The following is a 26,052-nucleotide window of genomic DNA, read 5'->3' on the forward strand; positions in this document are numbered from 1 at the left end:
CTTCTTCCCTAAGCGATGGGTGGAGCGGGTTTATGCGGCGCCGACGACGGCGGGCAGCTCACGGCCGTCGAAGCAGGTGCGGGTACCGGTGTGGCAGGCCGCCCCCACCTGGTCCACGCGGATCAGCAGGGCGTCGCCGTCGCAGTCAACGGCTACGGACTTCACCCACTGCACGTGTCCGGAGGTGTCCCCCTTGCGCCAGTACTCCTGCCGGGAGCGGGACCAGAAGGTCACCCGGCCCGAGGTCAGGGTGCGGTGCAGGGCTTCGTCATCCATCCAGCCGAGCATCAGGACCTGGTTCGTGTCGTACTGCTGGATGACGGCGGCCACCAGCCCGGCGTCGTCGCGCTTCAATGACGCGCTGAGCCCGGGATCGAGGGAAGCCGGCGGATTCTGGGGGGAAGGTGTGGGAAGCATCGCTACCGATTCTACTGCCCGGCGGAAAAACGCCGCTCAACACGTTCTTTTGGGGCTGCAGCCCCGGCGAAAGACCGGGTTCCATGCTAGTTTCAGCAGTGATGCATTTTGTTGATCCGTCCCGTGAAGTCCTGGCCGAGACGCTGCTTGCAGCCGGGCCCAATGCACCCACGCTTTGCGAGGGGTGGCAGACCAAGGAGCTCGCAGCTCACCTCTATCTGCGCGAGCACCGGATGAGTGCTGCCCTGGGCACGTTCATCAAGCCCCTTGCCGCACGCGCGGACAAGGCGTTGGAGGAAACTGCGCAGAAGGCGTCCACCACGGAGAGTTACGCCAAACTGGTCCGCGCCTTCCGTGCCGGCCCGCCCCGCCTCTCCCCCATGCACCTGAAATCCGTGGACAACAGCGCCAACCTGAGTGAGTACTTTGTGCACACGGAGGACATTCGGCGTGCCTCGGACCGCTGGGCGCCGCGCGCCCTGGATTCCGACTATTCCGACGCTCTCTGGGCCGAACTGATCAAGCGCGCCGCCATCCTGTACCGCGGCGTGGACCTGGGCATTGTGCTGGTCCGTCCGGACGGCCCCCGGCATGTGGCCAAGCGTGCTCCGGTGTCCGTGGCGATTGTCGGCGAACCCTGTGAGCTGCTGCTGCACGCCCACGGCCGTACCGGCCACGCCCTGGTGATGTACGAGGGCCAGCCGGACGCCGTCGCCCTGCTGGAGAGCGCGGAAATCGGGCTTTAGCCCTCCCCTGCGCCGGGTTGCTGCGCTGGATTTCCACGCGGGATTTCTACGCCGCCAGGCTGACCATTTGGCGACGCGGTGCCGAATCCGCTGGCGGCAGGTCAGGCGCCTGTGGCTACGAGTTCGTTGTACAGATAATGGGCCCATTCCGCGCCGATAAGCCCGTTATCTGTACAACCAACGGTGAAGACGCCCGGATAAGGCCGTCATCTGTACAACCAACGGTGAACACCCATCTGGGAAGGCATCGATGCCCGGCGGCTTGTCATGGAGAACGTCCGCCCGGGCATTGATATTTGGGGACCGATATTGACAGCCGGCCTGCCCTTTCCGATCTTGGGGGTGTGCCGAACTGCCGCCCAGAAGCGTGTCCGGTGCTGCGCTCAGGCGCCGTTGTCCGGCGTCGTCTTGCCCTCACCCCGAGGAGATAGCTATGAGCCGTGTCCGCGTTGACCTCAATATCTCACTCGACGGCTTCGCCACAACAACGGACCAGACTCCGGAGAACCCGTTCGGCGACGACTGGGGGCGCCTCACCGCCGCGTATGCTGCCACCCGCACCTTCCGCCAGCGGGTGCTGCACGACGAAAGCGGAGGTGGAACCACCGGCGTCGACGATCGTTATGCCGAGCGCTACTTCGAAGACATTGGCGCGGAGATCATGGGCGCAGGCATGTTCGGGCTGCATGCGAACCCTGATGACCCGGACTGGCGCGGATGGTGGGGCGAGGACCCACCCTTCCATGTTCCGGTCTATGTGCTGACGCACGAGCCGCGGCAGTCGCTCGAAATGGCAGGAGGCACCACCTTCGAGTTCCTCACGGCAACACCCGAGGAGGCGCTGGATACAGCCACGGCGGTCGCCGGCGGCGGAGACGTGCGGGTCGGCGGCGGCGCTTCGACCGTGCGCGACTTTCTTCGGGCCGGTCTCGTCGATGATCTCCACGTTGGCATCGCCCCCATCATCCTGGGCCGCGGCGTGCGGTTGTGGGATGACCTTCGCGGTCTGGAGGCGGATTGCCAGGTCACCGCTGAAACGGCGCCGAGCGGCACCACGCATGTCACGTTCCGGCGCGGGGGGCGATCCTGACACTGCATGATCTGCTCCTGGGCCGAGAGGCCCGCAGGCATGCAAAAGGGGCGGCCCCCTTAGTGAGGGGGCCGCCCCTTTGAGATCGGAGCCGAGGTTAGCCGGCGGGATCGGCGTCCGGCTTCTCCGGGCTGTGCCCGGCTGCTGCCGCCCGGGTATCACCTTCGTTATGTCCGTCCTTCTTACCGAAGGGCAGCACCTTTTTCAGCGGGTGCAGAATCGCCATGACAACCAGGCCCCAGACCAGTCCGACGACGGCTGAGCAGAGCGTGTTCACGAGCCAGCCGAGGAATCCTCCCACCACGGCAAGGCCTGCCACGGGGTGTTCCAGCGCATGGACCAGGTCATACGGTGCATGCCAGCCAAGGTCGGAAACACCGACCAGCATGATGTGTCCGCCTACCCAGAGCATGGCGATGGTTCCCACGAAGGTGATGGCCGCCAGTACGGCAGGCATGCCCCGAACCAGGAGCCCGCCGACACGCTGGGATCCTGCTGATTCCTTCTTGGCCAGGTGCAGGCCAATGTCGTCCATCTTAACGATCAGCCCAACGGCCCCGTAGACGAGGATCGTGATGGCAATAGCCACAACAACGAGGATGATCGCCCGGACCCAGATGGACGCGTCGCCGACCTCGTTCATCGAGATCACCATGATCTCGCAGGACAGGATGAAGTCCGTGGTGATGGCTCCCTTGACTACCTTGGACTCGGCGTCGGGCCCTCGCTCTACCGCCGGCGCCTCCTTGTCCTCATGATGGCCGAAGAACTTGTGCCAGACCTTCTCCGCACCCTCGTAGCAGAGGTACGTGCCTCCCAGCATGAGAATGAACGGGATGATGACTGGAATGAAAGCGCTGATCAACAGCAGTGCCGGCAGGATGAACAGAAGCTTGTTCCGGAGCGAGCCCCAGAAGATGCGCTTGATCATCGGCAGTTCACGGGACGGGTCCGCACCGGACACGTACTGCGGCGTCACGGCGGCATCATCGATGACGACGCCGGCCGCCTTGGCTCCCGCTTTCGCCGCTCCTGCCGCGATGTCGTCCACCGAGGCGGCGGCTATCCGTGCCAGCGCAGCGACGTCGTCCAGCAGGGCAACGAGCCCGCCGCTCACAGTGCGGCTCCATGCTGGTGCGGGACGGGCGGTTGTTCGTAGGTGGCGCCCTCGAGACGCAGAATTGGCATGATGCAATTATAGGCGGGATGGGAAGGCCCCTTAGTACAGGGACCAAGCCGCCGGGCAACAGCAAAGGCGCCCCACCAAACGGTAGAGCGCCCTTGCCGACAGAAACAGCTACGAACTAGATAGTCGCCGCATCAATGACGAACCGGTAGCGGACGTCGGACTTCAGCACACGCTCGTACGCGGTGTTGATTTCCTCGGCCTTGATCAGCTCGATCTCCGGAGCAATGTTGTGCTCGGCGCAGAAGTCCAGCATTTCCTGGGTTTCGCTGATGCCGCCGATGTTGGAGGCCGCGTAGGAGCGGCGCTTGCTCATCAGGGTGAAGACCGAGATGGGCAGTGCCTCGGGCGGAGCACCCACGCTGACCATGGTGCCGTCCAGGCGCAGCAGGGACAGGTACTGCTGCAGGTCGATCGGGGCGCTGACCGTGTTGATGATCAGGTCGAACGTGTTCGCGAGCTTCTCGAACGTGCTCTCATCGCTGGTGGCGTAGTAGTGCTCGGCACCGAAACGCAGGCCGTCTTCCTGCTTGCTCAGCGTCTGGGACAGCACGGTGACCTCGGCGCCCATCGCGACGGCGATCTTGACGGCCATGTGGCCGAGTCCGCCCATGCCGACGACGGCGACCCGCTTGCCCGGCCCTGCGTTCCAGTGGGCGAGGGGCGAGTAGGTGGTGATGCCTGCGCAGAGCAGTGGAGCGGCTGCTTCATACGGAATGCTTTCCGGAACGCGGAGCACGAAGCCGTCATTCACGACGACGGAGGTGGCGTAGCCGCCCTGGGTGATGGTGCCGTCGCGGTCCTTGCTGGCGTAGGTACCGACGTTGCCGTTCAGGCAGTAGTTCTCCATGCCGGCCCGGCAGTTTTCGCATTCGCCGCAGGAGTTGACCATGCAGCCCACGCCCACGCGGTCGCCGACCTTGTGCGCGGTGACGTCGGAGCCGACCTCGGCCACGGTTCCCACGATTTCGTGCCCGACGACCTGCGGGTACGCGATGGGTCCCCATTCGCCGCGGACAGTGTGGATGTCCGAGTGGCAGACACCGGCATAGGCAATGTCGATGAGGACGTCATGCGGGCCGACCTCGCGGCGTTCGATCGTGGTGGGGACCAGCGGATCGGTGGCGGAGGTGGCTGCGTAGGCGCGTGCGGTTGTCATATTTCTCCAAGCTGTGGGGGAACAGTGCCATAGGGCACTTAAAGCACAAGTCCGATCCGGCGTCGTTTATTTCCGCGGCGTTCCGACGGCGGCGGATCCGGCCCGCTTCGAGCCCAGCCGCCGGTACGCCAGACCGATGCTGCCGCAGACCAGGTAGGCCGCGCCGATGGACAGCCACCCGGCGAGGAAGCCGCCGGAGTATTGCAGCAGCAGGCCCATGGCCAGCGGCCCCAGCGCGAAACCGGAGTACATGCCCAGCGAGACGGCCCCGGACGCCGCGCCCACCCGTTCCCGGGGAACCTCGCGCAGCACGCCGGCCATCACCACCACGTTCACGCCCAGTACGGAGGCGCCGTGGAAGACGACGCCGGACCACAGCAGCAGCGGCACTCCGGTCTGTCCGGCGGCAAGGAGCAGGGCTGCGCCGCAGACCGCCCCGGCAGCGAGGATCAGCAGCAGGGTGGAGGCGCGGACGCCGTCGGCCATCCGCCGGCCCCAGAGCACCCGGGAGGTCACGCCGACGACGCCGGCCACCGCCGCGGTGACGCCGCCCATCAGCAGCGAGAATCCGATCTCCCGCTGGGCGAACAGGGGCAGGTAGACGTTGGTTGCCTGCATGCCCGCACCGGAAAACAGCGCAAACGCGGCCAGCAGCCAGACCGACGCCGGGAACTTCCGGTCCGCGGGCTGCCCGGGCTCCCGCGGTGCCGGGAGCCGTGGTTCGGACGGCAGCCGGAACCACGCGTAGGCCAGCAGGAGGAGCAGGACCGCGACGGCGCCGACGGCGGCTCCGCGCCACCCGGCGACAAGGGCGGCTGCCGGGAAGAAGAGACTGGAGAACAGCTGGCTGGCCTGTACGCCGGACTGCTTGATCCCCATCCAGCCGGGCCGTTTGCCGGGTTCGACGGCGTGGATGATGATGCGGTTGGTGGTGGGGTTGGAGATGGCCTGGGCGGGGCCGGAGAGCAGGACGGCGGCCAGCAGCCACAGGTAGTTGCCGGACAACGCGGCGAAGCCCAGGGCCAGTGCGGTGCCGCCGAAGATGATCAGCAGTTGGGAGCGGGCGCTGATCCGGTCGCTCAACCGGCCCAGCCACATGGAGGACACCGCTGCCCCGGCGAAACAGGTCGCGGCCAGAAGTCCGAACTGTGCATCGCTGATCCGCAGGTCCGCCATGATCAGCGTGCTGGTGGCGGAGAGTCCGTAGTTCATCATCGGGCCGGCGCCCATGGCGCAGACCAGCACAAACAGCAGACCCGGCCCGGCGGTGGAGCGCACGCTTATCCCTTCGTGGAGTAACAGGACCCATTGTGGCCTGTGAACACGAAGGTTACCGAGTGCGACAGCCGGGGCGTCCGGATATCATTGGTGGGCACCCGCCCCACTTCACTGCTAGGAACCCGAACCCGTTGAACAAGAAATCACTCAAGGATGACGGCTTCACCGGTTTCCGCCCCATCGACGGTCTGGACATCAACCGGATCCCGCAGCGTCAGGGCATTTTCGCCGTACTTCGGCCCGAGGGGTTCGAACCGCGGTTCCTCAAGGAAAGCACGGCCGGGGTGTTCAAAAAGAAGAAGCCAACCCTGTCCCGGGATGAGCTCGCCGTCGAATGGGTGGCGGATGCCGACGTGCTGTTTCTCGGCAAGGCCAGCGCCGGCAGCCAGGGCAACCGCGGTCTGCGACGGCAGATCTCCGAATTCGTGGACTTCGGCAGGGGAAAGCCGCCGGGGCACTGGGACGGTCGGCTGATTTGGCAGCTGCTCGATGCAGAGGATCTTCTGGTGGCGTGGAAGGAACTGCCGCCCGACGCGCTCAACCCGGCCCTCGCCGAGTACCAGGCGGAGTTCCGACGGGTTTACGGCAGGCTGCCCTTCGCCAACCTCGTCCAGGCGCGGGCGTAGGAGCGGTTAGCCCTGCCTGATAACGGCGATCAGGGTCAATTCGAGTCTGCGGCAGGAATGCCTACAATTAAAAGACTGGTTGTGTACCGGTCGGACCCTCCGGTCCCCCCAATAGCTTCGTCTTTGTCCCATTCTGGTGATGTAAGTGACCCTCGCGCGTACTGATTCTTCCCTGTCACGGTCCGTAGGACCCGCTCGCCGGCTTTTGCCGCTGTCCTCCCGCGGCCTGCTGATTGACTGGGACCCCTCGACCTACCGGCAAACACTGGAGCGGTTCGCCGGGGATCGGCCGGTCGAAGTCCCCCATCCGGAAGCCGGAACCGGCTCTCCGTTTCCCTTCCGCCTCTGCGTCTTGGACGCCGTTGTTCCGCCGCCGATCATGCTGCACCCGCACTGGGAGCAGGCACTGGCGGGTTTCGTTCGGGAACAGGCCCGGGGCGTGCCGCTGGGCGCCCGAAACCGTAACTATAAGGACCGCAACCCGAAGTGTGAGGTGGCCGTAGCCCTCACGCCCCTGCGCGTGCTTGCCGGGGAACGGCCAATGGAAGAACTACGGGCCATCGCTTCGGGGCTGGAACTGCCCTGGCTGGGTTCGTACCTCCGCTTCCGCCATGAGACCGTCATCCACTCCGTACTGCGCATGTCGGCAGGGGAAACCGCAGCTGCACTGCGGGAAACAGCCAACGCTGTGGACCGGGCCCGGAACGTTGAAGGACCGGCCGCCGAGGCGGCCACCGTCGTACGTCGGCTGCAGCAGCTTTTCCCCCACGACCGGGGCATCCTGCTGGCTGTCTGCATGAAGTTGATTGAGCTGGAACCCGGGCAGGCAGCCGTAATCCCCCCCGGGTGCCTGCATACCTATCTGTCCGGCCAGGCAGTGCTGGTTATGGGCACCTCCGATAATGCGCTGCAGGCCGGCCTGGCCAACGGGTACGTGGACCTGTGCGAACTGCAGCTCCTAACGGCGGACGGACAGCCGCAGCCTTCTCCCCTGCCCGTGCTCGACGTCGGCGACAGCGAGCAGCGCATTCCGCTCTGGAGCGACGACATGGACCTGCGGCGGGTGGTCGTGGGCGATGATCCAAAGCCCGTCCGTCTGGGGCCGTTCAGCGTGGTGCTGGCTGCAATGGAACCCGCTGCCATCACCATGGATGAGGTTACGGCGGACATGGAGCCCGAAGAGAAGATCCTGTACGCCGGGGAACCCGTGACGGCCACATTCACGGGGCCGGCCCAGATCTTCGTGGCCTCGACACGCTAGCTGCTGCTAGCGGACGTCGAACCCGGCGTCGCGGATGGCCTGTTTGACCTGATGAATCGCGTCGTCCGGGCCGAAGTGGAACACCGAGGCGGCCAGGACGGCGTCGGCCCCGGCAATCACGGCGGCCGGGAAGTGCTCGGGCTTGCCGGCCCCGCCGGAGGCGATCAGCGGCACGTCGACTGCGGCGCGGACGGCCTTGATCATCTCGATGTCGAAGCCCTCACGGGTGCCGTCGGCATCGATGGAGTTCAGCAGGATCTCGCCCACGCCGCGGTCGGCCGCCTCCTTTGCCCAGGCGACGGCGTCGATCCCGGTGCCGGTACGCCCGCCGTGGGTGGTGACCTCGAAGCCCGACGGCGTGGCGCCGTCGTGCGTGCGCCGGGCGTCCACGGACAGCGTCAGCACCTGCGAGCCGAAGTGCCGGGTGATTTCGTCAATCACGTCGGGCCGGGCGACGGCGGCGGTGTTGATGGAGGCCTTGTCCGCGCCGTAGCGCAGCAGCCGGTCCACGTCCGCGATGGTGCGCACTCCCCCGCCGACGGTCAGCGGAATGAAGACCTCTTCGGCGGTGCGGGCGACGACGTCGAACGTGGTGTCGCGGTTGCCGGAGGATGCGGTGACGTCGAGGAAGGTCAGTTCGTCGGCCCCGGCACGGTCATAGCGGTGCGCGAGCTCCACCGGATCGCCGGCGTCGCGCAGGCCTTCGAAGTTAATCCCCTTAACCACCCGGCCGGCGTCGACGTCCAGGCAGGGGATAACGCGGATGGCAACACTCATGGCGGGTCCCCTTCCCTAGATCCGGCAGGCGTGGATGCTGCTGACCAGGATGGCGCGGGCGCCGATGTCGTAGAGCTCGTCCATGATCCGGTTGGTGTCGGACTTCTTGATCATGGAGCGCACGGCCACCCAGTCGCTGTTCTGCAGCGGGGAGACAGTGGGCGATTCCAGGCCCGGGGTCAGCGCGGCCGCCTCGTCCACGAGATCCTTGCGGACGTCGTAGTCCATCATCACGTACTGCCGTGCCACCAGGACGCCGCGCAGGCGGCGGATCAGCACGTCGACGCCGACGGGGCTGGCACCCTTGCGGCCGATCAGCACGGCCTCGGACTTCAGGATCGGTTCGCCGAAGATTTCCATCCCGGCGGCACGGAGGGTGGTGCCGGTTTCAACGACGTCGGCAATCGCGTCGGCGACGCCGAGGCGCACGGAGGATTCCACGGCACCGTCAAGCCGGACCACGGAGGCGTTGATGCCGCGTTCGGACAGGTAGGAGCGCAGCAGGCCGTCGTAGCTGGTGGCCAGGCGCTTGCCTTCGAGCTGGTCGATGGAGGAGAAGTCCCCCACCGGGCCGGCGAAGCGGAAAGTGGAGGCGCCGAAGCCGAGGTTCATCAGTTCTTCGGCGTCCACCTGCGCGTCCAGGAACAGGTCGCGGCCGGTGATGCCGACGTCGAGCGTTCCGGCTCCGACGTAGACGGCAATGTCCCGGGGGCGGAGGAAGAAGAATTCGACGTCGTTATCGGGGTCCACCATGACCAGTTCGCGGGTGTCGCGGCGCTGGCGGTAACCCGCCTCGTTGAGCATGGCGGAGGCGGATTCGGACAGGGCACCCTTGTTGGGTACGGCTACACGGAGCATGGGAGCATCTTTCGCTGGAAGTTTTTTCGCTGCAAGTTCATCACTGCAAAGGGAGTAGTTCGACCGGCGGGCCACACGCTGAAGGCTCAGCGCGCGGCTAGAGATGCTTGTAGACGTCCTGCAGGGTCAGGCCTTTGGCCAGCATCAGTACCTGGAGGTGGTAGAGCAGCTGGGAGATTTCTTCGGCGCATTCGGCATCGGATTCGTATTCGGCGGCCATCCACACTTCGGCGGCCTCCTCAACAACCTTCTTACCGATGCCATGCACGCCCGACTCGAATTCGGCCACGGTGCGTGACCCGGCGGGGCGGTCCTGAACTTTCTGGCTCAGCTCGGCAAAGAGGTCTTCGAAGGTTTTCACAGTGACAAGGGTACGCTGTGACGCCGGGTGGGGCGGAATCGTGGGGCGTGGTGGTTCGTCATGTTGTACTTTGCACAACCGGTCAGTGCTGGAGCAGCAGGCTCCGGGTGTCCGGTGAAAAAGCATTATCAAAGACCGCACAGGCAGCACCGATGGCTCCCACGTCCGTACCGAACGCGGTCCCCTCCACCCGGATGTCCGAGGCATGCGGAGCGACGGTCAGTTTCCGCAGGGCAGCCGGAACCAAGGCAAGATACGTCTCGGAGAGCATCGGCCAGTACGGCCCGCCGAAGATCACGCGGTCGAAATCCAGGGCATTCGTCAACACCGACACGGCCTTGGCCACACGCGTCGCCGAACGGTCGATGATCGCTCCGGCACCGGAATCGCCCCGGCGCGCTTTCGCACAGAGCTCCAGGAAAGCCTCCTCGACGGCCGAAGGGTCTGTTTTGTCGACCGGCCCGGGATGGACGCCGGCCCGCACGGCCTCCTCAACCAGGTTCTGCGGCATGCACGTCACGGCCACACAGCCCCGCAGACCGCAGAAGCACACCGGCCCGTCCGGGTCGACGACGATGTGCCCCACCTCCCCCGCGTTCTGGCTCGTCCCCCTCAGCACCGCGCCGCCGGAGACAAGCCCCATGCCGATGCCGGTGCCCAGGTACACGAAGATGAAGTTTTCCGGCGACTCACTGTGACTGCCCCAGATTTCTGCAACTGCCGTAGCGGCAACATCCTTTTCGAGCACGACGGGGAAGCCCGTGGCCGTGCTGAGCGCTTTCCGCAACGGAACCCGTTCCCATCCGAGCAGGTGCGGCGGATCGACCACAATGCCGTGGTCGGAATCTATTGGCCCGGGCGAGGCGACGCCCACGCCGAGCACGCGCCGTGCGTCCACTCCGGCTTCCGTGAGCAGGTCCGACACCGCCTGCACCATCACGCCGATCACGGCATCGGCGTCCATCGGCTGCGGCGTCCGCCGCGCCGAATGGGACACCACCCGCCCGCTCAGGTCGAGGATCACGGTAGTGATGACAGCCGGGTCAAGGTGCACACCGATAGCGAAACGTGCCGAGGGATTGAGCGTGAGCAGTGTCCTCGGCTTGCCGGGGCCCAGCTGGATCTTTCCCGACTCGAGAATGAGCCCCTCGTCCAGCAGGCGGCGCGCAATATTGGACAGTGTCTGTGCGGAGAGCCCCGAAATATCCGCCAATTCCACCCGGCTGAGCCCATCGGCAGAGCGCCGGATCGCGTCGAGGACCACTGTTTGGTTGAACCCGCCCATCCGCGGAAGGTTGGTGCCCCGGCGGATCGCGGATCGCTGTGGAGCGCTCAGGGCACAACCTCCGTCTGGACGTTTGGCCTCACCGGCCGTGGACACCAAATCTTAGCGTGACCAGCTCAAACGGCCGGAGCACAAGCTCGGTGTTGTTTCCGTTGCCTTGCCGGAGAGCGGAACTTTCCCGGGGCCGCTCCAGCAGGTCGGTTTCCGTGACGCCGGTATGGCTGAAACCGGCCGTCAGGGTCCCCCGTGCCCTGGTCCCGTGGGCCTCATACAAACGCACAATAACGTCGCCGGAACCGTCCTCGGCCAGCTTGACCGCTTCGACCACCAGGGCCGGGTTGTCCAGCCGCACGAGGGGATCCACCGTGGTGCGTTCCACCCCGCTGATGGTGCGCAGGGGAAGATTCAACCGGTACCCCTCAGCAACAGCCTCGGGGATGCCTGCGCCCAGCACCACTGAGGTTGCCATCCGGTGGGTGCCCTGGTCGGCCGCCGGGTCAGGGAACACCGGTGCCCGCAGCAGCGACTGGCGCACTGTAGTCGTGGTGGCCCGGCCGGAGTGTGCAGAGCGGGTGATGTCGTGCCCGTAGGTGGAATCGTTGGCTACCGCCACCCCGTAGTCGGGCTCCCCTACGTGGACCCAGCGGTGGGCAACTGTCTCAAAACGGGCCGCATCCCAGGAGGTATTCGCGTGCGTCGGCCGATGGATATGCCCGAACTGGATTTCCGACGTCGCCCGCTCGGCATGGACATCCAGCGGAAAGGAGAGTTTGAGGAGTTTTTTCTGTTCATGCCAATCCACTTCGGTGCTGATCTCCAGCCGCGGCGCCCGGCTGTCGAGGGAAAGATGCTGGACCACCCGCGAGGAATTGAACGTGCGCTCGATCCGCAGCGCCGTGCCCGCGGGACCGTCCACGATCTCCAAGGCGGATACGTCCACCAAATCGACGGTGTTCCGGCGGTAGTGCTCGTCGATGTCCCACGCATCCCACTGCGTGGGGGTGTCACGGTGCAGCTGCAGCAAGTTGGCGGCCGAACCGGACGGAACGAGTTCCCGGCCGGCAATCCTGTCGTACATCGAACGGATGAGCCCGGCATGGTCAACGAAGATCCGGACGGCATCGTTTTCAAGGACGAACCCGTCCCCGGACCGGGACACGTTCCGCCTCTCCGGAGCCGGTTCGGGCCCGGCACCGAAAGCAGCTATTCCCGCCACCGGATAAGGGGACGCATTGAGCACCGCGGCGACCGGACCCCGGCCCAGAAGCTCATGCGCCGCCGCCTCGATGATCGTTCCCAGCGTGGCAGCCACCTCGGCATAGTTACGCTCGGCCTCCTGATATACCCAGGCGATGGACGTACCCGGCAGAATGTCATGGAACTGCTGCAGAAGCACGGTCTCCCAGGCTTTCCTTAACTCCTCCGCCGGGTAGGGCGCCCCGGCACGGACAGCAGCGGTTGCCGCCCACAGTTCCGCCTCACGCAGCAGGTGCTCGGAGCGCCGGTTGCCGCGCTTGGTCCTGGCCTGGGAGGTGTAGGTGCCGCGGTGGAACTCCAAATACAGTTCACCGGACCAGACCGGAGGTTCGGCATACTCCGCCTCGGCAGCCTCGAAGAAAGCGCGCGGGCTGGACAGCTCAACGGTGGGAGACCCTTCAAGGGACCGGGTGCGGCGCGCAGCGGCGATCATTTCCCGGGTGGGCCCGCCGCCGCCGTCGCCGTGGCCGAACGGAACCATCGACGTCGTCCCGTTGCCCTTTTCGGCGTACTGCCGCTCCGCCCGCGCCAGCTCCGCCCCGCCCAGATCCGAGTTGTAGGTATCGACCGGCGGGAAGTGGGTGAATATCCGCGACCCGTCGATTCCCTCCCACCGGAAGGTGTGGTGCGGCATCGTGTTGGTTTCGTTCCAGGAGATTTTCTGGGTGAGGAACCAGCGGGCGCCGGCTGCTGCCATGATCTGCGGCAGCGCAGCGGAGTAGCCGAAGGAGTCCGGCAGCCAGACCTCCTCGCAGTCAATCCCGAACTCCCGCAGGAAAAACCCCTTGCCTGCCACCAGCTGCCGCACGAGCGCCTCCCCGCCCGGAAGGTTGGTGTCCGATTCGACCCACATACCGCCCACTGGAACGAAGTTGCCGGCAGCGACCTTTTCCTTCACCCGCGCGAAAAGATCCGGATAGGACTGCTTAAGCCAGGCGTATTGCTGCGCCGAGGACGCGGCGAAAACGAAGTCCGGGTTCTCATCAATCAGGTCGCAGACGTTGGAGAAGGTGCGCGCCACCTTGCGGACCGTCTCCCGCGTCGGCCAGAGCCAGGCCGAATCGATATGCGCGTGCCCAACGGCGTGCAGATGGTGCGCGCTTGCCGCGGCGGGTTTAGCGAGCACCGGCTGGAGGATGCGGCGGCCGACGGCGGCAGTACCGGACACGTCATCCGGGTCCATGGCATCCACCATCCGGTCCAGGGCACGGAGGATTTCAGCGCGCCGCTGCGAAGACTCGGGCAACTCCCGCATGAGTCCCATCAATGCCTCTACGTCCTGCTCGAGTTCCCATACCGGCAGGTCGAGGAGCCCCGCCTCGATCTGCGCCAACCGGTAGAGCCGGGCATCCCCGGCGGTCGCCTTGTCCCCGTAGGGTGTGGGGATAAAGAGGAAATCCTGGGCAACATTCGGGTTGGCGGCTGCTTCGATGTAGAGGTCGATTACGCCGCCCGCGCCGACGTCGAGCCGGACCGCGCGGTTCAGCGGCTCCACCCCCTTGATGATGGTCCCCGAGGATGAATACACGGTCCCCTCGGCCTGGAACCCGGGCTGCTGGCCGGTGAACCCCAGGTCGACAACGAGCTCGGCCCGGGCGTCCTTTTCCTCCGCCCAGGCTGCGGGCACCTTACCTTCGGCATGGAACCACACAGTGCCCCAGGGTTTGCCCCAAACCATTCCGTGCCGGGCCGGCAGGAACTGCTGCCCGACGGCCGTGGCGAACGGTACGGGTTCATCGGGAACCTCCCAGAAGGCCAGGTCGAGCGGCTCGGTGCGGCGGTAAAGGGCCGGTACGAGCCGTTCGCCGCGGAACCGCCGGACACGGGCTTCAACAAGGGTGGCGTCATAGTGCATGGAGTGCTGCCTTTCGAGGCTGGTAAGGAGGAAGGCCGGTGTGCGCGGGGATCAGCCCTTGAGCGCTCCGGCTGTGGCGAAGGACCCGCCGATGCCCTTGGTGACGATGACGTAGAGAACGATCACGGGCAGGGAATACAACAGTGAAAAGGCAGCCAGCTCACCGTAGGCAACGCTCCCGTACTGTCCGAAGAAGTTGAAGACGGTGACGGCTGCGGGTTGCTTGTGGCTGGACAGCAGCAGGATGAACGGGATGAAGAAGTTTCCCCATGCCTGGATGAACACGAAGATGAACACCACCGCCAGCCCCGGCCGCATCAGGGGTACGACGACGGTGCGGAGCGCCTTCATGGAGCTGGCCCCGTCTATCCACGCGGCTTCCTCCAGGCTCACGGGCACCGAATCCATGAAGTTCTTGGTCATCCAGATGGCCATCGGAAGGGACGTTGCAGCCATGAAGAGCGCAACGGCGGGGACGCTGTCGAGCTGCCCCAGCCGGACGAACATGCTGTAGACCGGGACCATCATGGCGGTGATGGGCAGTCCGGTGCCGAACAGCACCCCGTACAGGAACGGTTTGTTGTAGCGGGCCTGGTAGCGGGAGAGCGGATATGCGGCGAGGACGGCAGCAAGGACGGTGATCACAGCGCATCCGGCCGAGAGCAGGAAGCTGTTCCACAGCGGCCACAGGGTTTGCCCCGGCGTCAGTACCGCGGAGAAATTGGCCAGCGAAAACCGCTCGGGCATCCCCAGCGACGCACTCGCCCCGGGATCGAGGGAGGCGAGAACCAGCCAGGCCAGCGGCAGCAGGAAGCAGGCCGCGATAGCGAGCAGCACACCGGAGGCTGCCGCCTTGGACGCACGGCGTTGTGTGGTGGCGATCCCGGCGCTCATGCGTTCCCTCCCGGTTTGAGGATGCGGATATAGAGGAAGGAGAAAACCGCCCCCAGAAGCAGCATCACCGTCGCTATGGCGGTGCCGTAGCCGATCTTTCCCAGGCCAAACGCTTCAGCGTAGGCGAACAGCGGGAGCGTGGTGCTGCGCTGATTCGGGCCGCCGCTGGTCATCACAAATATCAAGGTGAACACGGAGAGCGTCTGCAGGGTGATCAGCATGAGGTTCGTCGAGATGCTGTTGCGGATCATCGGGATGGTCACAAAGGCCAGACGTTTCCAGCCGCCGGCGCCATCGATTACCGCTGCTTCGGTGATTTCAGGGGCGACGTCGTTCAGGGCGGCTTCGTAAATCATCATCGAGAAGGCCGTCCCACGCCAGATGTTCGCGAGCACCACGGCTGCCAGCGGATAGGCAAAAAGCCATTCAACCGGTTCAATCCCGGCCAGGCCCGTGAGCGCGTTCAGTGTCCCGTCGCTGCTGAAAAATGCGTAGCAGGCAAAGGCAGCAACAATTTCCGGCAGCACCCAGGCTGTGACCACGGTCGTCGCAACGATCGAGCGGACGATTTTCGGTGCGTTGGCAGTCATCAATGCCAACGCCAGTCCGAGGAAGTTCTGGCCGATGACTGCCGAGACCATCAGGAAAACGACGGTCAGCCAGAGGGCGTTCGGGAAGTCCGGGTCCGTCAGCAGCGCCACGTAGTTGTCGATGCCGATGAAACGCGGTTCGGAAGCCGCTCTGCCCGAAAGCGCCGCGTTGGTGAATGAACCCCAGATGGACCACAGGACCGGACCGAGCATAAACAACAGGAGCAGGACGACAGCCGGTGCCAAGGGGACGGCGCGCCGGATCGATCTTCCCCTGGAGGAACGCCGCCCGGCAGGAACGGGTGACCGCACTGGATGGCGCGGCCCCCGCTCCTGCACCGGTTGGGTGGGAGTGGTTGTCATCCCCGGCTGACATTCTCTTCGCCTACGAGGGAAGTGACGGCTTCGTCGTATGCCGCCGCTGCCTCGTCCACCGATTGTTCTCCGGTCATAACCGCTTCCATGGCCTGCTGGATGTTCCCGGAGATCTCCGCGTAGTCGGAGGTGGTGGGGCGGTAGTGCGTCACTTCCACCAAGTCGCTGAAGAATCCGCTGACCGGACTGGATTCGGTGAAGGCCGGATCTTCCGCGACATCGCTGCGCACCGGAACCTGGGAAGCGTTCACGTTGTAGGACAGGCTGTTGTCCTTGTTTAACGCGGTGCTGATGAAGTCGAAGGCCAGGTCCGGGTCCTGGGTTCCGGCGCCGACCGCGAGGGTCCAGCCGCCGGACATGCTGGTGGCGCCCGGCTCACCGCCGTCCTGGGTGGGCATCGGCGTCACACCCATCACCTCGGACCATTCGGGCCAGGGGGTCGGACCGTCCTCGAGCCAGTTCCCGGCAATCCATGAACCGTCGATCGAGGCGCCCACTTTGTTTTCCGGGTACCACTCGCCGTTGAGCTGCTGGTAATAGGTGGAATCGAGGGCTGTCGCGACATCGGGGCCAAGGCCACCGACGTAAATGTCGGAGATGAACTGCAGGGAATCCTTGAAGCCCTGCGAACCGACAATCCACTTGCCTTCGTCAGTGTCGTAAAGGGTGTCGTCCGTGCCATAGAGAAGCATCTCGAAGCCCTGCATCGACGCTGCTTCACCCATGCCGGTGCCGGAGTAGATATTGAACGGCACGGCGTCGGGATCCGCTGCCTTTACCGCTTTCGCCGCGGCCAGAATGTCTTCCCAGGTCTGCGGCTCCCAGGGTATCGGCAGGCCGGCCTCTTCAAAGACAACTTTGTTGTACCAAAGCGCGCGGGTGTCAGTCCCCATCGGCACGGCATAGGTCTTGCCGTCTGATCCGAGTCCGGCCTGTTTTGCGCTTTCGATGAAGCCGGTATCCCAGTCTTCCCACTCCGCAAGGTAGTCATCAAGTGGCAGCAGATAGCCTGCTTCCGCGTCCGGCCGGACCCTGAAGCTGTCTTCATAGAAGACGTCCGGAGCGGTGTCCGGGGACCGCTGCATGAGGGACAACTTGGTGGCGTAGTCGTTTTCTTCTGCTTCGATCGGCTCCAAGTTCACTGTGACACCCGGGTTAGCCGCCTCGAAGTCTTCCTTGGCTTGCTGCATCAGTGCATCAACCTGCGTATACGCACTGGTTTTCTGGTACGCGACGGTGATCGATCCCCCGTCTGCGTTTTCTCCTCCTCCGCTTCCCTCGGGTGCGCAGCCACTGGCTGCGAGGACCAGGAGGACGGTGGTGGGCAATGCCCAGGACATGGACCTTCGCATGGTGCTCCTTTGCTCCATTCGCGACCCACGCGCTCTGAGCAACCGTCCGCTGTGACCGGAACCCAAAATGTGTGGGAGACGGCCCGGGTAGATATCGGCCGCCGTGCGGATAAGTAAAGCGACTGGACTAATTGCTGTCAACGGTTTCTTGAGAGGATCGAATCCGCACTCCGGGGCGGCGTACCCTGAGCTATGGAATCCGAGGTCAGCAATCTCAGCCTTCACACCGGCATCACGGTGCCGTGCCTGGTCCAGGGCGACGCCGATGCACCACCGGTATTGCTGCTGCACGCCTGGGCTGAATCCCGCCGGAGCTTCGACCGGCTGGTACCCGGACTGGCCGGCTTCCGGATCTACGCTCCCGATCTCCGCGGGCAGGGCGACGCCGACAAACCGCAGGACGGATACTCGCTGGCAGAGCAGGCCCAGGATGCCGCCGCGGTTCTGGATGCGCTCGACGTCGCGTCGGCGTCGGTCCTTGGCTCCTCGAGCGGCGGTTATGTGGCCCAGCAGCTGGCCGTTGCGCACCCCGACCGGGTGGCGGCGCTCGTGCTGGTGGGCGCTCCCTTAACCCTCCAGGGCCGGCCCCCTTTCGCGGACGACGTCGACGGCCTGACGGACCCCGTCGCCGAGGACTGGGTGCACGGTTTCCTCACCTCGTTTCCCTTGATCCAAGAGGTTCCCCTATGGTTCATCGAGGACCGGGTGAGTGACGGCGTCAAAATGCCATCCCACGCGTGGAAGTCCAGCCTGCGTGGCTTGTACACGGCCGCGCCGCCGACCGAAACGGGACCCATCGACGTTCCCACGCTGATCCTGTGGGGTGGACAGGACGGCCTGCTGCCCCGTGCGGACCAGGACACCCTGGCCGCCCGGATTGAGGGCGCAGAACTGAAGATCTATCCCGATGCGGCCCACTTGGTCTTGTGGGAATGTCCGGAACAGGTCGCAGCGGATACGACGGCGTTCCTGGGTTCTCTCGCTTGAGGCCCGGTTCCGCCCAAAATTCGTCAGGGATGCAAACTTCCCGACATCATGTCGGTATAATCTTCTCGCCGGGCAGATCTGCCCGCGCGACAGTCGAAAGGACGCAAATGTACGTTGTGGTCAACACTTTGGAAGTTGGACCCGAAACCGCCGAGGCCTTTGAAAAGGCGTTCATTGACAGCATGGTGAATCTGGAAGGCGTCCCGGGACTGGGCCGCAGCACGTTGATGCGTCCCGAGGGAAAGAGCAACACGTATCTTTCCACCATGGAATTCGACTCCAAGGAGAGCTTTTTCGCGTGGCTGAAGTCCGATTCCTTCAAAGCTTCACACTCCGATGACCAGGCGCCGGGCATGCAGGCACCGAACGCCGTCGCTTCCTACACCGTCATTAAGGACACTGCAGCCTAGCGAAAAGTGACCGGGTACCTGCTGATCGCGGTTCCCTGTCGAGATTCCCTCCCCTGTTCCGTCCCCGGTGGGAACACAGCCACAATGGCTGTGTCACCACTGAACAAGGGAGACCGTCATGGCCAAGTACCTGCTGCTCAAGCATTACCGCGGCGCACCGGAAGCGCTCAACAACGTACCGATGGACCAATGGACACCTGACGAAGTCGCGGCGCACATGCAGTTCATGGAGGACTATGCCGAACGACTGCAGGCCAACGGCGAATACGTGGAGGGCCAGGCTCTCTCCCCCGAAGGAACCTTCGTGCGGTACGACGGCGAGGGCCGGCCTCCGGTGACCGACGGCCCCTTCGCGGAAACCAAGGACCTGATCGCCGGCTGGTTCGCCATCGACGTGGACGGCTATGACCGTGCGCTCGAATTGGCCGGAGAGCTGTCCGCGGCACCGGCCGCCGGCGGTAAACCGCTGCACGAGTGGATCGAGGTCCGTCCGTTCCTGGCCCAGCCCGACACGATCACGGAATAACCACTCGTGGCGGAAAACCGGCTGCGGGTGCTCACCCCGCAGGTCATCGCCGTCCTTGTCCGCCGCGGAGCCGACTTCGCGACGGCCGAGGACGCGGTGCAGGACGCCCTGCTCGAAGCCCTGCGCACCTGGCCGGATAATCCGCCCCGGGATCCGAAGGGCTGGCTGGTCACCGCCGCGTGGCGGAAGTTCCTCGATGCCACCCGCGCGGAGTCGTCCCGCCGTCGTCGTGAACTAAAGGTCGACGGCGACCGCGCGCCCGGTGTCGTCGGCTCCACCGACGACACGCTGCAGCTGTATTTCCTGTGTGCGCATCCGTCGCTGTCCCCGTCCTCGGCGGTGGCGTTGACCCTGCGTGCCGTCGGCGGCCTGACCACCCGGCAGATCGCTGCCGCGTATCTGGTGGGCGAGGCCACCATGGCGCAGCGGATCAGCCGCGCCAAACGGACCGTGGCCGGCGTCCGCTTCGACACGCCCGGCGACGTTGCCACGGTACTGCGGGTGCTGTACCTGGTGTTCAACGAGGGCTACTCGGGCGACGTCGACCTCGCAGCCGAAGCCATCCGCCTTACGCGCCAACTGGCCGCCGCCGTCGACCATCCGGAGGTGCGGGGACTGCTGGCACTCATGTTGCTGCACCACGCCCGGCGGGCCGCACGGACCGACGACGGCGGACGGCTTGTTCCGCTGGCCCAGCAGGACCGCAGCCGCTGGGATACCCGGGTAATCACTGAGGGCGTGTCCGTCCTGCAGCGGGCGCTGGCCCGCGACCGGCTGGGCGAGTACCAGGCCCAGGCCGCCATTGCGGCCCTGCACGCGGACGCGCAGACGGCGGAGGACACCGATTGGCCGCAGATTGTTCAGTGGTACGACGAACTGGTCCGGCTCACGGGCAGCCCGGTCGCCCTGTTGAACCGGGCCGTCGCCGTCGGGGAGGCAGATGGGCCGCGCGCAGGCTTGGCCGCGCTGGCGGAACTGGATCCGTCGCTCCCCCGGTACACCGCGGCTCGGGCGTACCTGCAGGAGAAGAGCGGCGACGTCGAACTAGCCGCGCGGCTCTACGCGGAGGCGGCCCGGCTGGCACCGAACCTCGCCGAGCGTGACCATCTGACCCTGCAGGCGGCACGGCTCAATGCTGCGGCGGGTGAAGGACGTACATAACGGTGCGGCCGCACTTATTGACGCCGATGCAAGAGCTAAAAGACGGTATACCCTCCATCGACCACCAGCACGGAACCGGTAACAAAACTCGATGCATCAGAGGCGAGGAAAACGACTGCTGGGCTGACTTCATCGGGGTCGGCATAACGCTGCTGCGGTGCGTCTTCGATCCAGTAGCGTCGAAACCGGGGATCGTCCACTGGTGACATATCCGTTTTCACGTAACCAGGCGCTACAGCATTCACGCGGACACCGAGGGGCGCCCATTCGGCCGCCAGCGATTTTGTCAGCTGGTGCACGGCCGCTTTGGAGGCGTTGTAGGCCGGCTGCATCTGCGGACGGTTTACGATCATTCCCGAGATCGATCCAATGTTCACGATGCTCCCGGATCGGCGCTCGGTCATATGAGCGCCGACCTCCTGGGACATGTGCCAGAGTGCCGTGAGGTTCGTATCGATCACATGGGACCACTCGTCCTCGGTGACCTTCAGCGCCTCGTGGTGGATACAGGCACCGGCATTGTTGACGAGGACGTCAATGCGTCCCGCCTTGCCGACCGCCTCGGCGACGATGCGCTCGATGCCTGCCCTCTCGGTTAGCTCCCCTAGGACAACGTGAGAAGTGCTGCCGCGCGCCTCGATCTCGCTCTGCAGTTTGGCGGCGGCTTCAGCATCGCGTCCGTGCACGACGACGTCGGCGCCGGCTTCGGCGAGGGCAAGGGCAAACGCTCGGCCGAGGCCGCGGGTCGCGCCGGTCACCAGGGCAACACGGCCGTCCAGACGGAACTTGTTCAGTACGGTCACAGGTCTCTCTCATCTCTTCGGTCCATTTGGAGTTTCCGGCGTAACCTCGGATGCTAGTTGCCGATAAGCCCCGCTGCCTTGTACAGGTCGATGTACTCCTGGGTGTTGTCTTTCGTGATGAGGGGATTGCCTACGTTCACCGAGACATTGTCTTCAGCCCCGGTCAAGAGGTCGTGCACTGCTTTGAGGTTCAGCTGGGCCAGCTCCGCGGCGTCCTGCAGTGAAGTAGCGGTCATCGTGCCCTCCTGGATGAGGAGGGTGGCTTCGGGTGTGCCGTCGACGCCGTATGCCAGCATCCCGTCGAAACCGGACTTGCCCTTCACCGCTTCGAGCGCCCCCGAAGCCATGTTGTCGTTCATTGAAATGACCGCGTCGATCTTCGGGTTGGCCAGCGACCAGTCCTCCATAAGGGTGAGCGCCTCATCCTTATTCCAATTGGCAGTGTCCTCGGCAACGATCGTGACATCCGGGCGCTGATCAAAGAACTCCTTTTCCCATGCCTCACGGCGGGCAGTGCCGTGGAAGTTCGCGGCTGGCCCGTTGAGGACCACAACATTGGCGTTCTCAGGGACTTGTTCCAAGGCAGCCTGAGCAACTATTGCGCCCTGGTCGTACGGATTGGCGTCCACGGAGCTCGCGCCGTCGATTCCCTCCACACGAGGATTGGTAGTGACCGTGACGATGCCGGCGTCGACGGCCTGCTGGATGTACGGAAGTTGGGCATCGGCGTTATTGGGCTGAATGATGATGGCGTCAAATTTGTTGGCGATCGCGTTCTCGATCAGTCGGTTCTCGATTTCATCGTCGGCCTGCCCATCGAAAACCTCCAAGGTGATGTCTTCATAGTTCGCAGCCTCGGCCTTCATTTCGTTCGCGAGCCACGCGGCGAAGGAATCCGCCTGTGCCCGGGCGATGTACGCAACCCGGTATTCATCTTTCTGTTCGCGTTCTCCGCCACCGTCGGAGGTGGGGTTGCCCGTGGTTACTGAACAACCAGCAACGTTGAGTGCCAAAAAGGCTGCCGCGCTGACCGCGGCGATCCTGCGGGTGAGGTTCTTCATTGAAGTCTCCTAGTGGACGTTGAAGGCAGAACGATTGGGATATGTCATTGCTTGGGATTGGCGTTTTCCAGGGCACCGGGTGACTCTCCGGCGGATGGTGGGGGCTGAACCGGCGGGGCCGACTTGAGGATGGTGGTCTTGGTCCTGCCCCGCTTGCTGAACACGTCGTAGGCCACGGCGACAACGATGATCAGCCCCATCACGATCTGCTGCACATAAGAGCCGATACCGATGAGATTCATAATGTTTCCGAGTACACCGACGATAAGTGCGCCGGCGAGCGTGCCGAAGACCGTCCCGACCCCGCCGGAAAAGCTGGTTCCACCGATAATCGGAGCGGTGATGGCCTGCAGTTCATAGCCGATGCCCGCATTGGGGAGGCCCGCGTTGACGCGTGACATGAAGATAACTCCGGCGATCCCGACCAACGCGCCGTTGATCAAGAACGCCTGATACTTCACACGCTCCACCGCAATGCCGGCCGCACGTGCCGCTTCCTCGTTGCCGCCAACGGCGTATACGGACCGGCCGTAACGGGTCTGGTTCATCAAGTACCAGATGACGGCAGTGATGATGAGCAATATCAGGACCGGTATCGGCAGCAAACCGAGGTTGCCCTGGCCGATCAAGATGAAATCCCCCAACTGCAGGACGTTCTGCCCCTGCGTGAGTTCGAGGACCGCGCCTCGGGCCATCAGCATCATTCCAAGAGTGACGATGAAGGCCGGGGTGTGCAGAGTAGCTACGAGGAACGCATTGATGAGATTGCAGATCACGCCCACCGCAATCCCGGCTAGGAAGGCGAGAAGCATGCTATTGCTCGACTTATAGATCAGGACCGAAGCGACACCTGCGAATGCCATCACGGCGCCGGCAGAAAGGTCGATCATTCCGCCGATAATCAGCGTCATGGCACCGTACGCCAGGATCGTGATCACCGCGACTTGCCGCAGTACGTTGAAGACGTTGTCACCACTGAGAAAATTGGGGCTTAGGAAACTCGCTGCCACGAGTACCACTACCAGGATGATGAAAATGGAGTAGCGGCTTGCTTCGAAAGATCTCAGCCTGGACAACATAGTCATGCCACCTCGATTTGATTCATGGCGTGTTTGAGGATGGTTTCCTGTGAGAACTGATGCGGCTCCAACTCGGCGGTCATCCGCCCTGCCGACATGACGTAGATGCGGTCGCACATACCGATCAGCTCGGGCAACTCGGAAGAGATCATCAGGATGGCGCGGCCCTGGCGGGCCAGTGCGGTCATGAGCTTGTAGATCTCGAACTTGGCGCCCACGTCGATCCCCCGCGTGGGCTCATCGAGGAGCATGACCTTGGGATCGGCAATAAGCCAGCGGGCCAGGAGAACTTTCTGCTGGTTGCCTCCGCTGAGCGATTCGATGCGGGTCTCGGTGCTCGGCGCCTTAACATTCATCTTCTGGAAGTACTCAGTGACTAATTGCTCTTCGACACTTGATCGATGAAATCCGCCGTGTATGACTTTCTTGAGACTGGCGAGCGTCGCGTTCTTTTTGATGCTGAGTTTCGGAATGATGCCCACCAGTCTGCGGTCCTCGGACAACATCGCTATTCCGTGCTCGATCGCCTTCTTCGGTGTATTGGTCCTGACCAGCACTCCGTCCACTTCGACGGTTCCTGAATCGAGAGGGTCGAGTCCGAAAACTGCTCGCACCACTTCGCTCCTGCCGGCACCGATCAGGCCCGCAAGGCCGACTATCTCGCCCGCCCGGATCTCGAAGTTGATGTCCTCGAAGGCATTCTCCCGGGACAGCCGCGAAGCTTTGAAGACCATGGCTCCCAGCTCAACACGTTCTTTTGGATAGCTTTGGTGGTCCAGGTCGCGTCCCACCATCTGGGCAATCACCCGGGCCGAGGTGGTTTCCTGTGCCGGTTGAGAACTGACGATCGCGCCGTCGCGGAGAACGCTGACATCATCTGCGAGCTGGAACACCTCGTCCATTTTGTGGGAGATGTAGATGATCGACTTGCCTTCATCCCGAAGCGCCCGGATCTTCGCGAAAAGCGACTCGACTTCCTTGTGCGCGATCGCCGAGGTGGGCTCGTCCATGATGAGAATCTCGGCACTGTGATAGACAGCGCGCAAGATCTCCAGCGTTTGAATCTCGGATACCGTCAGCGTGTTGAGACGGCGGTTGCCGGAAAAATCCAGCCCCTCCTCTGTCATCACCCTTTTCGCTTCGCCGCGGATATAGCGCCAGTTCACCCTGCCGTACTTGAGGGGAAGACGTCCCATGAAGAAGCTCTCCGCGATTGTCATCTCCGGGACATAGTTCAATTCCTGGGAGATCATCGCAATGCCGTGGGCCCGTGCATCGATCGGGCTCTTGATGTGCACCTCCTCGCCGCGAACGTGGATCGTTCCGCTGTCGGGCTGGTAGATGCCGTTGATGATCTTCATGAGAGTGGACTTGCCCGCTCCGTTCTCACCGCAGACTGCGTGCACGGAACCGGGACGCACATCAAACGAGACCTGGTTCAGCGCCTTCACCCCGGGAAAGGACTTATTCAGGTCCCGGACCGACAGCAGGGCGTTGCTCATGCTGTGCCCCGCACATGCGGATTCTCCACGGTGCGCACGCCCGGGAGGACCATCCGCTTGAGGGAATTTCCGGCGCCTTCACCTACGAGAGCGTCCTCGACCTGCTCAATTCCGTATTCGTGGGTGACAAGCGAATCGACTTCCACAAGACCGGACATAAGAAGCGACCGTGCTATCGGCCACGTATTCGTATATCTAAACGTCCCGGTGACACTCAGCTCCCGCATGGCGATTTCGGGCACGGAAAGCGGAAATTCATCAGCGCTGCCGACCAGTACTACTGTCCCGCCTGGACGCGTGGAACGGATTCCGTTGAGAATGGCCGGCGTCGCCCCCGAGGCGTCAACGAATACATGCGCACCCAGTTGCTCCGTGGAATCCACAGCTGGATCCACGACGCGGAGGCCATAACCTGCAGCAAGAGCGCGGCGGCCAGCGTTAATGTCGGCGACGACGACGTCGGTGGCGCCGAAGGCCCGCGCGACCTGGCCCGTCAGGATCCCAATTGGACCGCCTCCGGCGATGAGTACGGTATCTCCCACCTTTATCCCGCCCTTTTGCGCAGCGGCGATGCCGACGGACAACGGTTCCATAAGAGCCGCAGCATGATCGCTGATCGAGTCCGGCACGTCGTACGCGAAATCGTCTTGGATCAGGACGTATTCACAAAACGCTCCGTCAATCGGGGGCGTGGCATAAAACTCCATCTTCGGGCACAAGTTGTAGGCGCCCTCTCGGCAGAATTCACACACTCTGCAGGGACGCTGCGGCTCGATTGCCACCCGGCGGCCAACCCGGGACTCATCTACATCTGCACCGACGGCAACGATGGTGCCGCTGGCTTCGTGGCCGAGAACCAACGGGGACTCCACAACATAGGGACCGATACGGCCATGCTGGAAGTAGTGCACGTCTGACCCGCACACCCCCACGCTGTGAACCCGGATCAGCACCTCATCGGCCGCGGGAACCGGCACCGGCCGCTCCTCGACGATCAGGTCTTTCACTCCTCGAAGTACGCTCGCAGTCATCGTCGACGGGATCAGCACCATGAACTCCTTCGTTCCAGGTCTGCGCTTCAGTAGCGGGATGCGGTGAACATTAGAACGGTTTACGTAGAGTGGTCAATGTCTCCTCAAGGCCTTTACTTCGCATG

The 26,052-nt window shown here is 64.0% G+C and carries 25 protein-coding genes; 8 read left to right on the plus strand and 17 right to left on the minus strand.

Annotated features, from left to right (window positions below; genetic code table 11):
* Nucleotides 1-30 precede the first annotated feature (30 nt).
* Complete coding sequence (gene hisI, locus NNX35_RS09710; protein WP_255766031.1) at nt 31-417, minus strand: phosphoribosyl-AMP cyclohydrolase; 387 nt, start codon at nt 415-417, stop codon at nt 31-33.
* A gap of 101 nt (nt 418-518) precedes the next feature.
* On the opposite strand from hisI, the gene NNX35_RS09715 reads away from it, so the two are divergent.
* Together NNX35_RS09715 and NNX35_RS09720 are read left to right on the plus strand one after the other, a co-directional pair.
* Nucleotides 519-1,163 carry a TIGR03085 family metal-binding protein gene (locus NNX35_RS09715; protein WP_227922799.1) on the plus strand — a complete coding sequence of 215 codons (645 nt, stop codon included), beginning with the start codon at nt 519-521 and terminating at the stop codon, nt 1,161-1,163.
* A 433-nt stretch (nt 1,164-1,596) separates the two neighbouring features.
* The gene (locus NNX35_RS09720) at nt 1,597-2,253 is read left to right on the plus strand and encodes a dihydrofolate reductase family protein (RefSeq protein WP_255867632.1); all 657 of its coding nucleotides are present in this window, start codon (nt 1,597-1,599) and stop codon (nt 2,251-2,253) included.
* A gap of 97 nt (nt 2,254-2,350) precedes the next feature.
* Here the strand turns inward: NNX35_RS09720 and NNX35_RS09725 are convergent, their stop codons facing one another.
* From NNX35_RS09725 to NNX35_RS09735, 3 genes are all read right to left on the minus strand, one after another.
* Nucleotides 2,351-3,370 (minus strand): DUF808 domain-containing protein, encoded by a 1,020-nt coding sequence (locus NNX35_RS09725; RefSeq protein ID WP_255766029.1) that lies wholly within the window; start codon nt 3,368-3,370, stop codon nt 2,351-2,353.
* Between the two features lie 187 nt (nt 3,371-3,557).
* Nucleotides 3,558-4,598, minus strand: coding sequence for an NAD(P)-dependent alcohol dehydrogenase (locus NNX35_RS09730; protein WP_255867633.1), 1,041 nt, complete (start codon nt 4,596-4,598; stop codon nt 3,558-3,560).
* Nucleotides 4,599-4,664: 66 nt separating this feature from the next.
* The gene (locus NNX35_RS09735; RefSeq protein ID WP_255867634.1) at nt 4,665-5,876 is read right to left on the minus strand and encodes an MFS transporter; all 1,212 of its coding nucleotides are present in this window, start codon (nt 5,874-5,876) and stop codon (nt 4,665-4,667) included.
* Nucleotides 5,877-6,007: 131 nt separating this feature from the next.
* Between NNX35_RS09735 and NNX35_RS09740 the strand changes: the two genes are divergently transcribed.
* Both NNX35_RS09740 and NNX35_RS09745 read left to right on the plus strand, forming a co-directional pair.
* Entirely contained in the window at nt 6,008-6,502 is a 495-nt protein-coding gene (locus NNX35_RS09740) for a hypothetical protein (protein ID WP_255766026.1), read from the plus strand.
* Between the two features lie 205 nt (nt 6,503-6,707).
* The gene (locus NNX35_RS09745) at nt 6,708-7,763 is read left to right on the plus strand and encodes a type I phosphomannose isomerase catalytic subunit (protein WP_255867635.1); all 1,056 of its coding nucleotides are present in this window, start codon (nt 6,708-6,710) and stop codon (nt 7,761-7,763) included.
* Nucleotides 7,764-7,769: 6 nt separating this feature from the next.
* Here NNX35_RS09745 and hisF read toward each other — a convergent pair whose 3' ends face one another.
* The 8 genes from hisF to NNX35_RS09785 form a co-directional block, all read right to left on the minus strand.
* Nucleotides 7,770-8,540 carry an imidazole glycerol phosphate synthase subunit HisF gene (gene hisF / locus NNX35_RS09750; RefSeq protein WP_255766024.1) on the minus strand — a complete coding sequence of 257 codons (771 nt, stop codon included), beginning with the start codon at nt 8,538-8,540 and terminating at the stop codon, nt 7,770-7,772.
* Nucleotides 8,541-8,555: 15 nt separating this feature from the next.
* The gene (gene hisG / locus NNX35_RS09755; RefSeq protein ID WP_255867636.1) at nt 8,556-9,398 is read right to left on the minus strand and encodes an ATP phosphoribosyltransferase; all 843 of its coding nucleotides are present in this window, start codon (nt 9,396-9,398) and stop codon (nt 8,556-8,558) included.
* Nucleotides 9,399-9,495: 97 nt separating this feature from the next.
* Nucleotides 9,496-9,759, minus strand: coding sequence for a phosphoribosyl-ATP diphosphatase (locus NNX35_RS09760; RefSeq protein WP_152218540.1), 264 nt, complete (start codon nt 9,757-9,759; stop codon nt 9,496-9,498).
* A gap of 82 nt (nt 9,760-9,841) precedes the next feature.
* Complete coding sequence (locus NNX35_RS09765) at nt 9,842-11,044, minus strand: ROK family transcriptional regulator (protein WP_255867637.1); 1,203 nt, start codon at nt 11,042-11,044, stop codon at nt 9,842-9,844.
* A 79-nt stretch (nt 11,045-11,123) separates the two neighbouring features.
* Nucleotides 11,124-14,156 (minus strand): glycoside hydrolase family 38 C-terminal domain-containing protein, encoded by a 3,033-nt coding sequence (locus NNX35_RS09770; RefSeq protein WP_255867638.1) that lies wholly within the window; start codon nt 14,154-14,156, stop codon nt 11,124-11,126.
* Nucleotides 14,157-14,207: 51 nt separating this feature from the next.
* Nucleotides 14,208-15,050: a carbohydrate ABC transporter permease gene (locus NNX35_RS09775; protein WP_255863128.1), complete on the minus strand. Its 843-nt coding sequence runs from the start codon at nt 15,048-15,050 to the stop codon at nt 14,208-14,210.
* Entirely contained in the window at nt 15,047-16,003 is a 957-nt protein-coding gene (locus tag NNX35_RS09780) for a carbohydrate ABC transporter permease (RefSeq protein WP_370647016.1), read from the minus strand. Before NNX35_RS09780 ends, NNX35_RS09775 begins: the two co-directional genes overlap by 4 nt.
* Nucleotides 16,000-17,367: an extracellular solute-binding protein gene (locus NNX35_RS09785; RefSeq protein ID WP_255867639.1), complete on the minus strand. Its 1,368-nt coding sequence runs from the start codon at nt 17,365-17,367 to the stop codon at nt 16,000-16,002. The genes NNX35_RS09780 and NNX35_RS09785 overlap by 4 nt, the downstream gene beginning before the upstream one ends.
* Nucleotides 17,368-17,559: 192 nt before the next feature.
* Here NNX35_RS09785 and NNX35_RS09790 point away from each other — a divergent pair, with 192 nt between their 5' ends.
* The 4 genes from NNX35_RS09790 (at nt 17,560) to NNX35_RS09805 (ending at nt 20,451) form a co-directional block, all read left to right on the plus strand.
* Entirely contained in the window at nt 17,560-18,354 is a 795-nt protein-coding gene (locus tag NNX35_RS09790; RefSeq protein WP_255867640.1) for an alpha/beta fold hydrolase, read from the plus strand.
* Nucleotides 18,355-18,461: 107 nt separating this feature from the next.
* Complete coding sequence (locus tag NNX35_RS09795; RefSeq protein ID WP_255766017.1) at nt 18,462-18,764, plus strand: antibiotic biosynthesis monooxygenase; 303 nt, start codon at nt 18,462-18,464, stop codon at nt 18,762-18,764.
* A 118-nt stretch (nt 18,765-18,882) separates the two neighbouring features.
* On the plus strand, nt 18,883-19,290 hold the full coding sequence (locus tag NNX35_RS09800) for a YciI family protein (RefSeq protein WP_255867641.1): 408 nt from the start codon (nt 18,883-18,885) through the stop codon (nt 19,288-19,290).
* A gap of 6 nt (nt 19,291-19,296) precedes the next feature.
* Nucleotides 19,297-20,451 (plus strand): DUF6596 domain-containing protein, encoded by a 1,155-nt coding sequence (locus NNX35_RS09805; protein ID WP_255867642.1) that lies wholly within the window; start codon nt 19,297-19,299, stop codon nt 20,449-20,451.
* A 35-nt stretch (nt 20,452-20,486) separates the two neighbouring features.
* On the opposite strand, the gene NNX35_RS09810 is transcribed toward NNX35_RS09805, so the two are convergent.
* Genes NNX35_RS09810 through NNX35_RS09830 form a run of 5 tightly spaced genes read right to left on the minus strand, consistent with a single transcriptional unit; the run spans nt 20,487 to nt 25,948 of the window.
* A complete protein-coding gene (locus tag NNX35_RS09810) occupies nt 20,487-21,254 on the minus strand; it encodes an SDR family NAD(P)-dependent oxidoreductase (RefSeq protein ID WP_255766013.1) in 768 nt (255 codons plus the stop codon).
* A gap of 53 nt (nt 21,255-21,307) precedes the next feature.
* Nucleotides 21,308-22,315, minus strand: coding sequence for a sugar ABC transporter substrate-binding protein (locus tag NNX35_RS09815; RefSeq protein WP_255766012.1), 1,008 nt, complete (start codon nt 22,313-22,315; stop codon nt 21,308-21,310).
* A 44-nt stretch (nt 22,316-22,359) separates the two neighbouring features.
* Nucleotides 22,360-23,400: an ABC transporter permease gene (locus NNX35_RS09820; protein ID WP_246165415.1), complete on the minus strand. Its 1,041-nt coding sequence runs from the start codon at nt 23,398-23,400 to the stop codon at nt 22,360-22,362.
* Entirely contained in the window at nt 23,397-24,896 is a 1,500-nt protein-coding gene (locus NNX35_RS09825; protein ID WP_255867643.1) for a sugar ABC transporter ATP-binding protein, read from the minus strand. The genes NNX35_RS09820 and NNX35_RS09825 overlap by 4 nt, the downstream gene beginning before the upstream one ends.
* A complete protein-coding gene (locus tag NNX35_RS09830; protein WP_255867644.1) occupies nt 24,893-25,948 on the minus strand; it encodes an NAD(P)-dependent alcohol dehydrogenase in 1,056 nt (351 codons plus the stop codon). The genes NNX35_RS09825 and NNX35_RS09830 overlap by 4 nt, the downstream gene beginning before the upstream one ends.
* Nucleotides 25,949-26,052: the final 104 nt, after the last annotated feature.

This window comes from Arthrobacter sp. zg-Y844, assembly GCF_024385465.1.
In the GTDB taxonomy this organism is placed as follows: domain Bacteria; phylum Actinomycetota; class Actinomycetes; order Actinomycetales; family Micrococcaceae; genus Arthrobacter_B.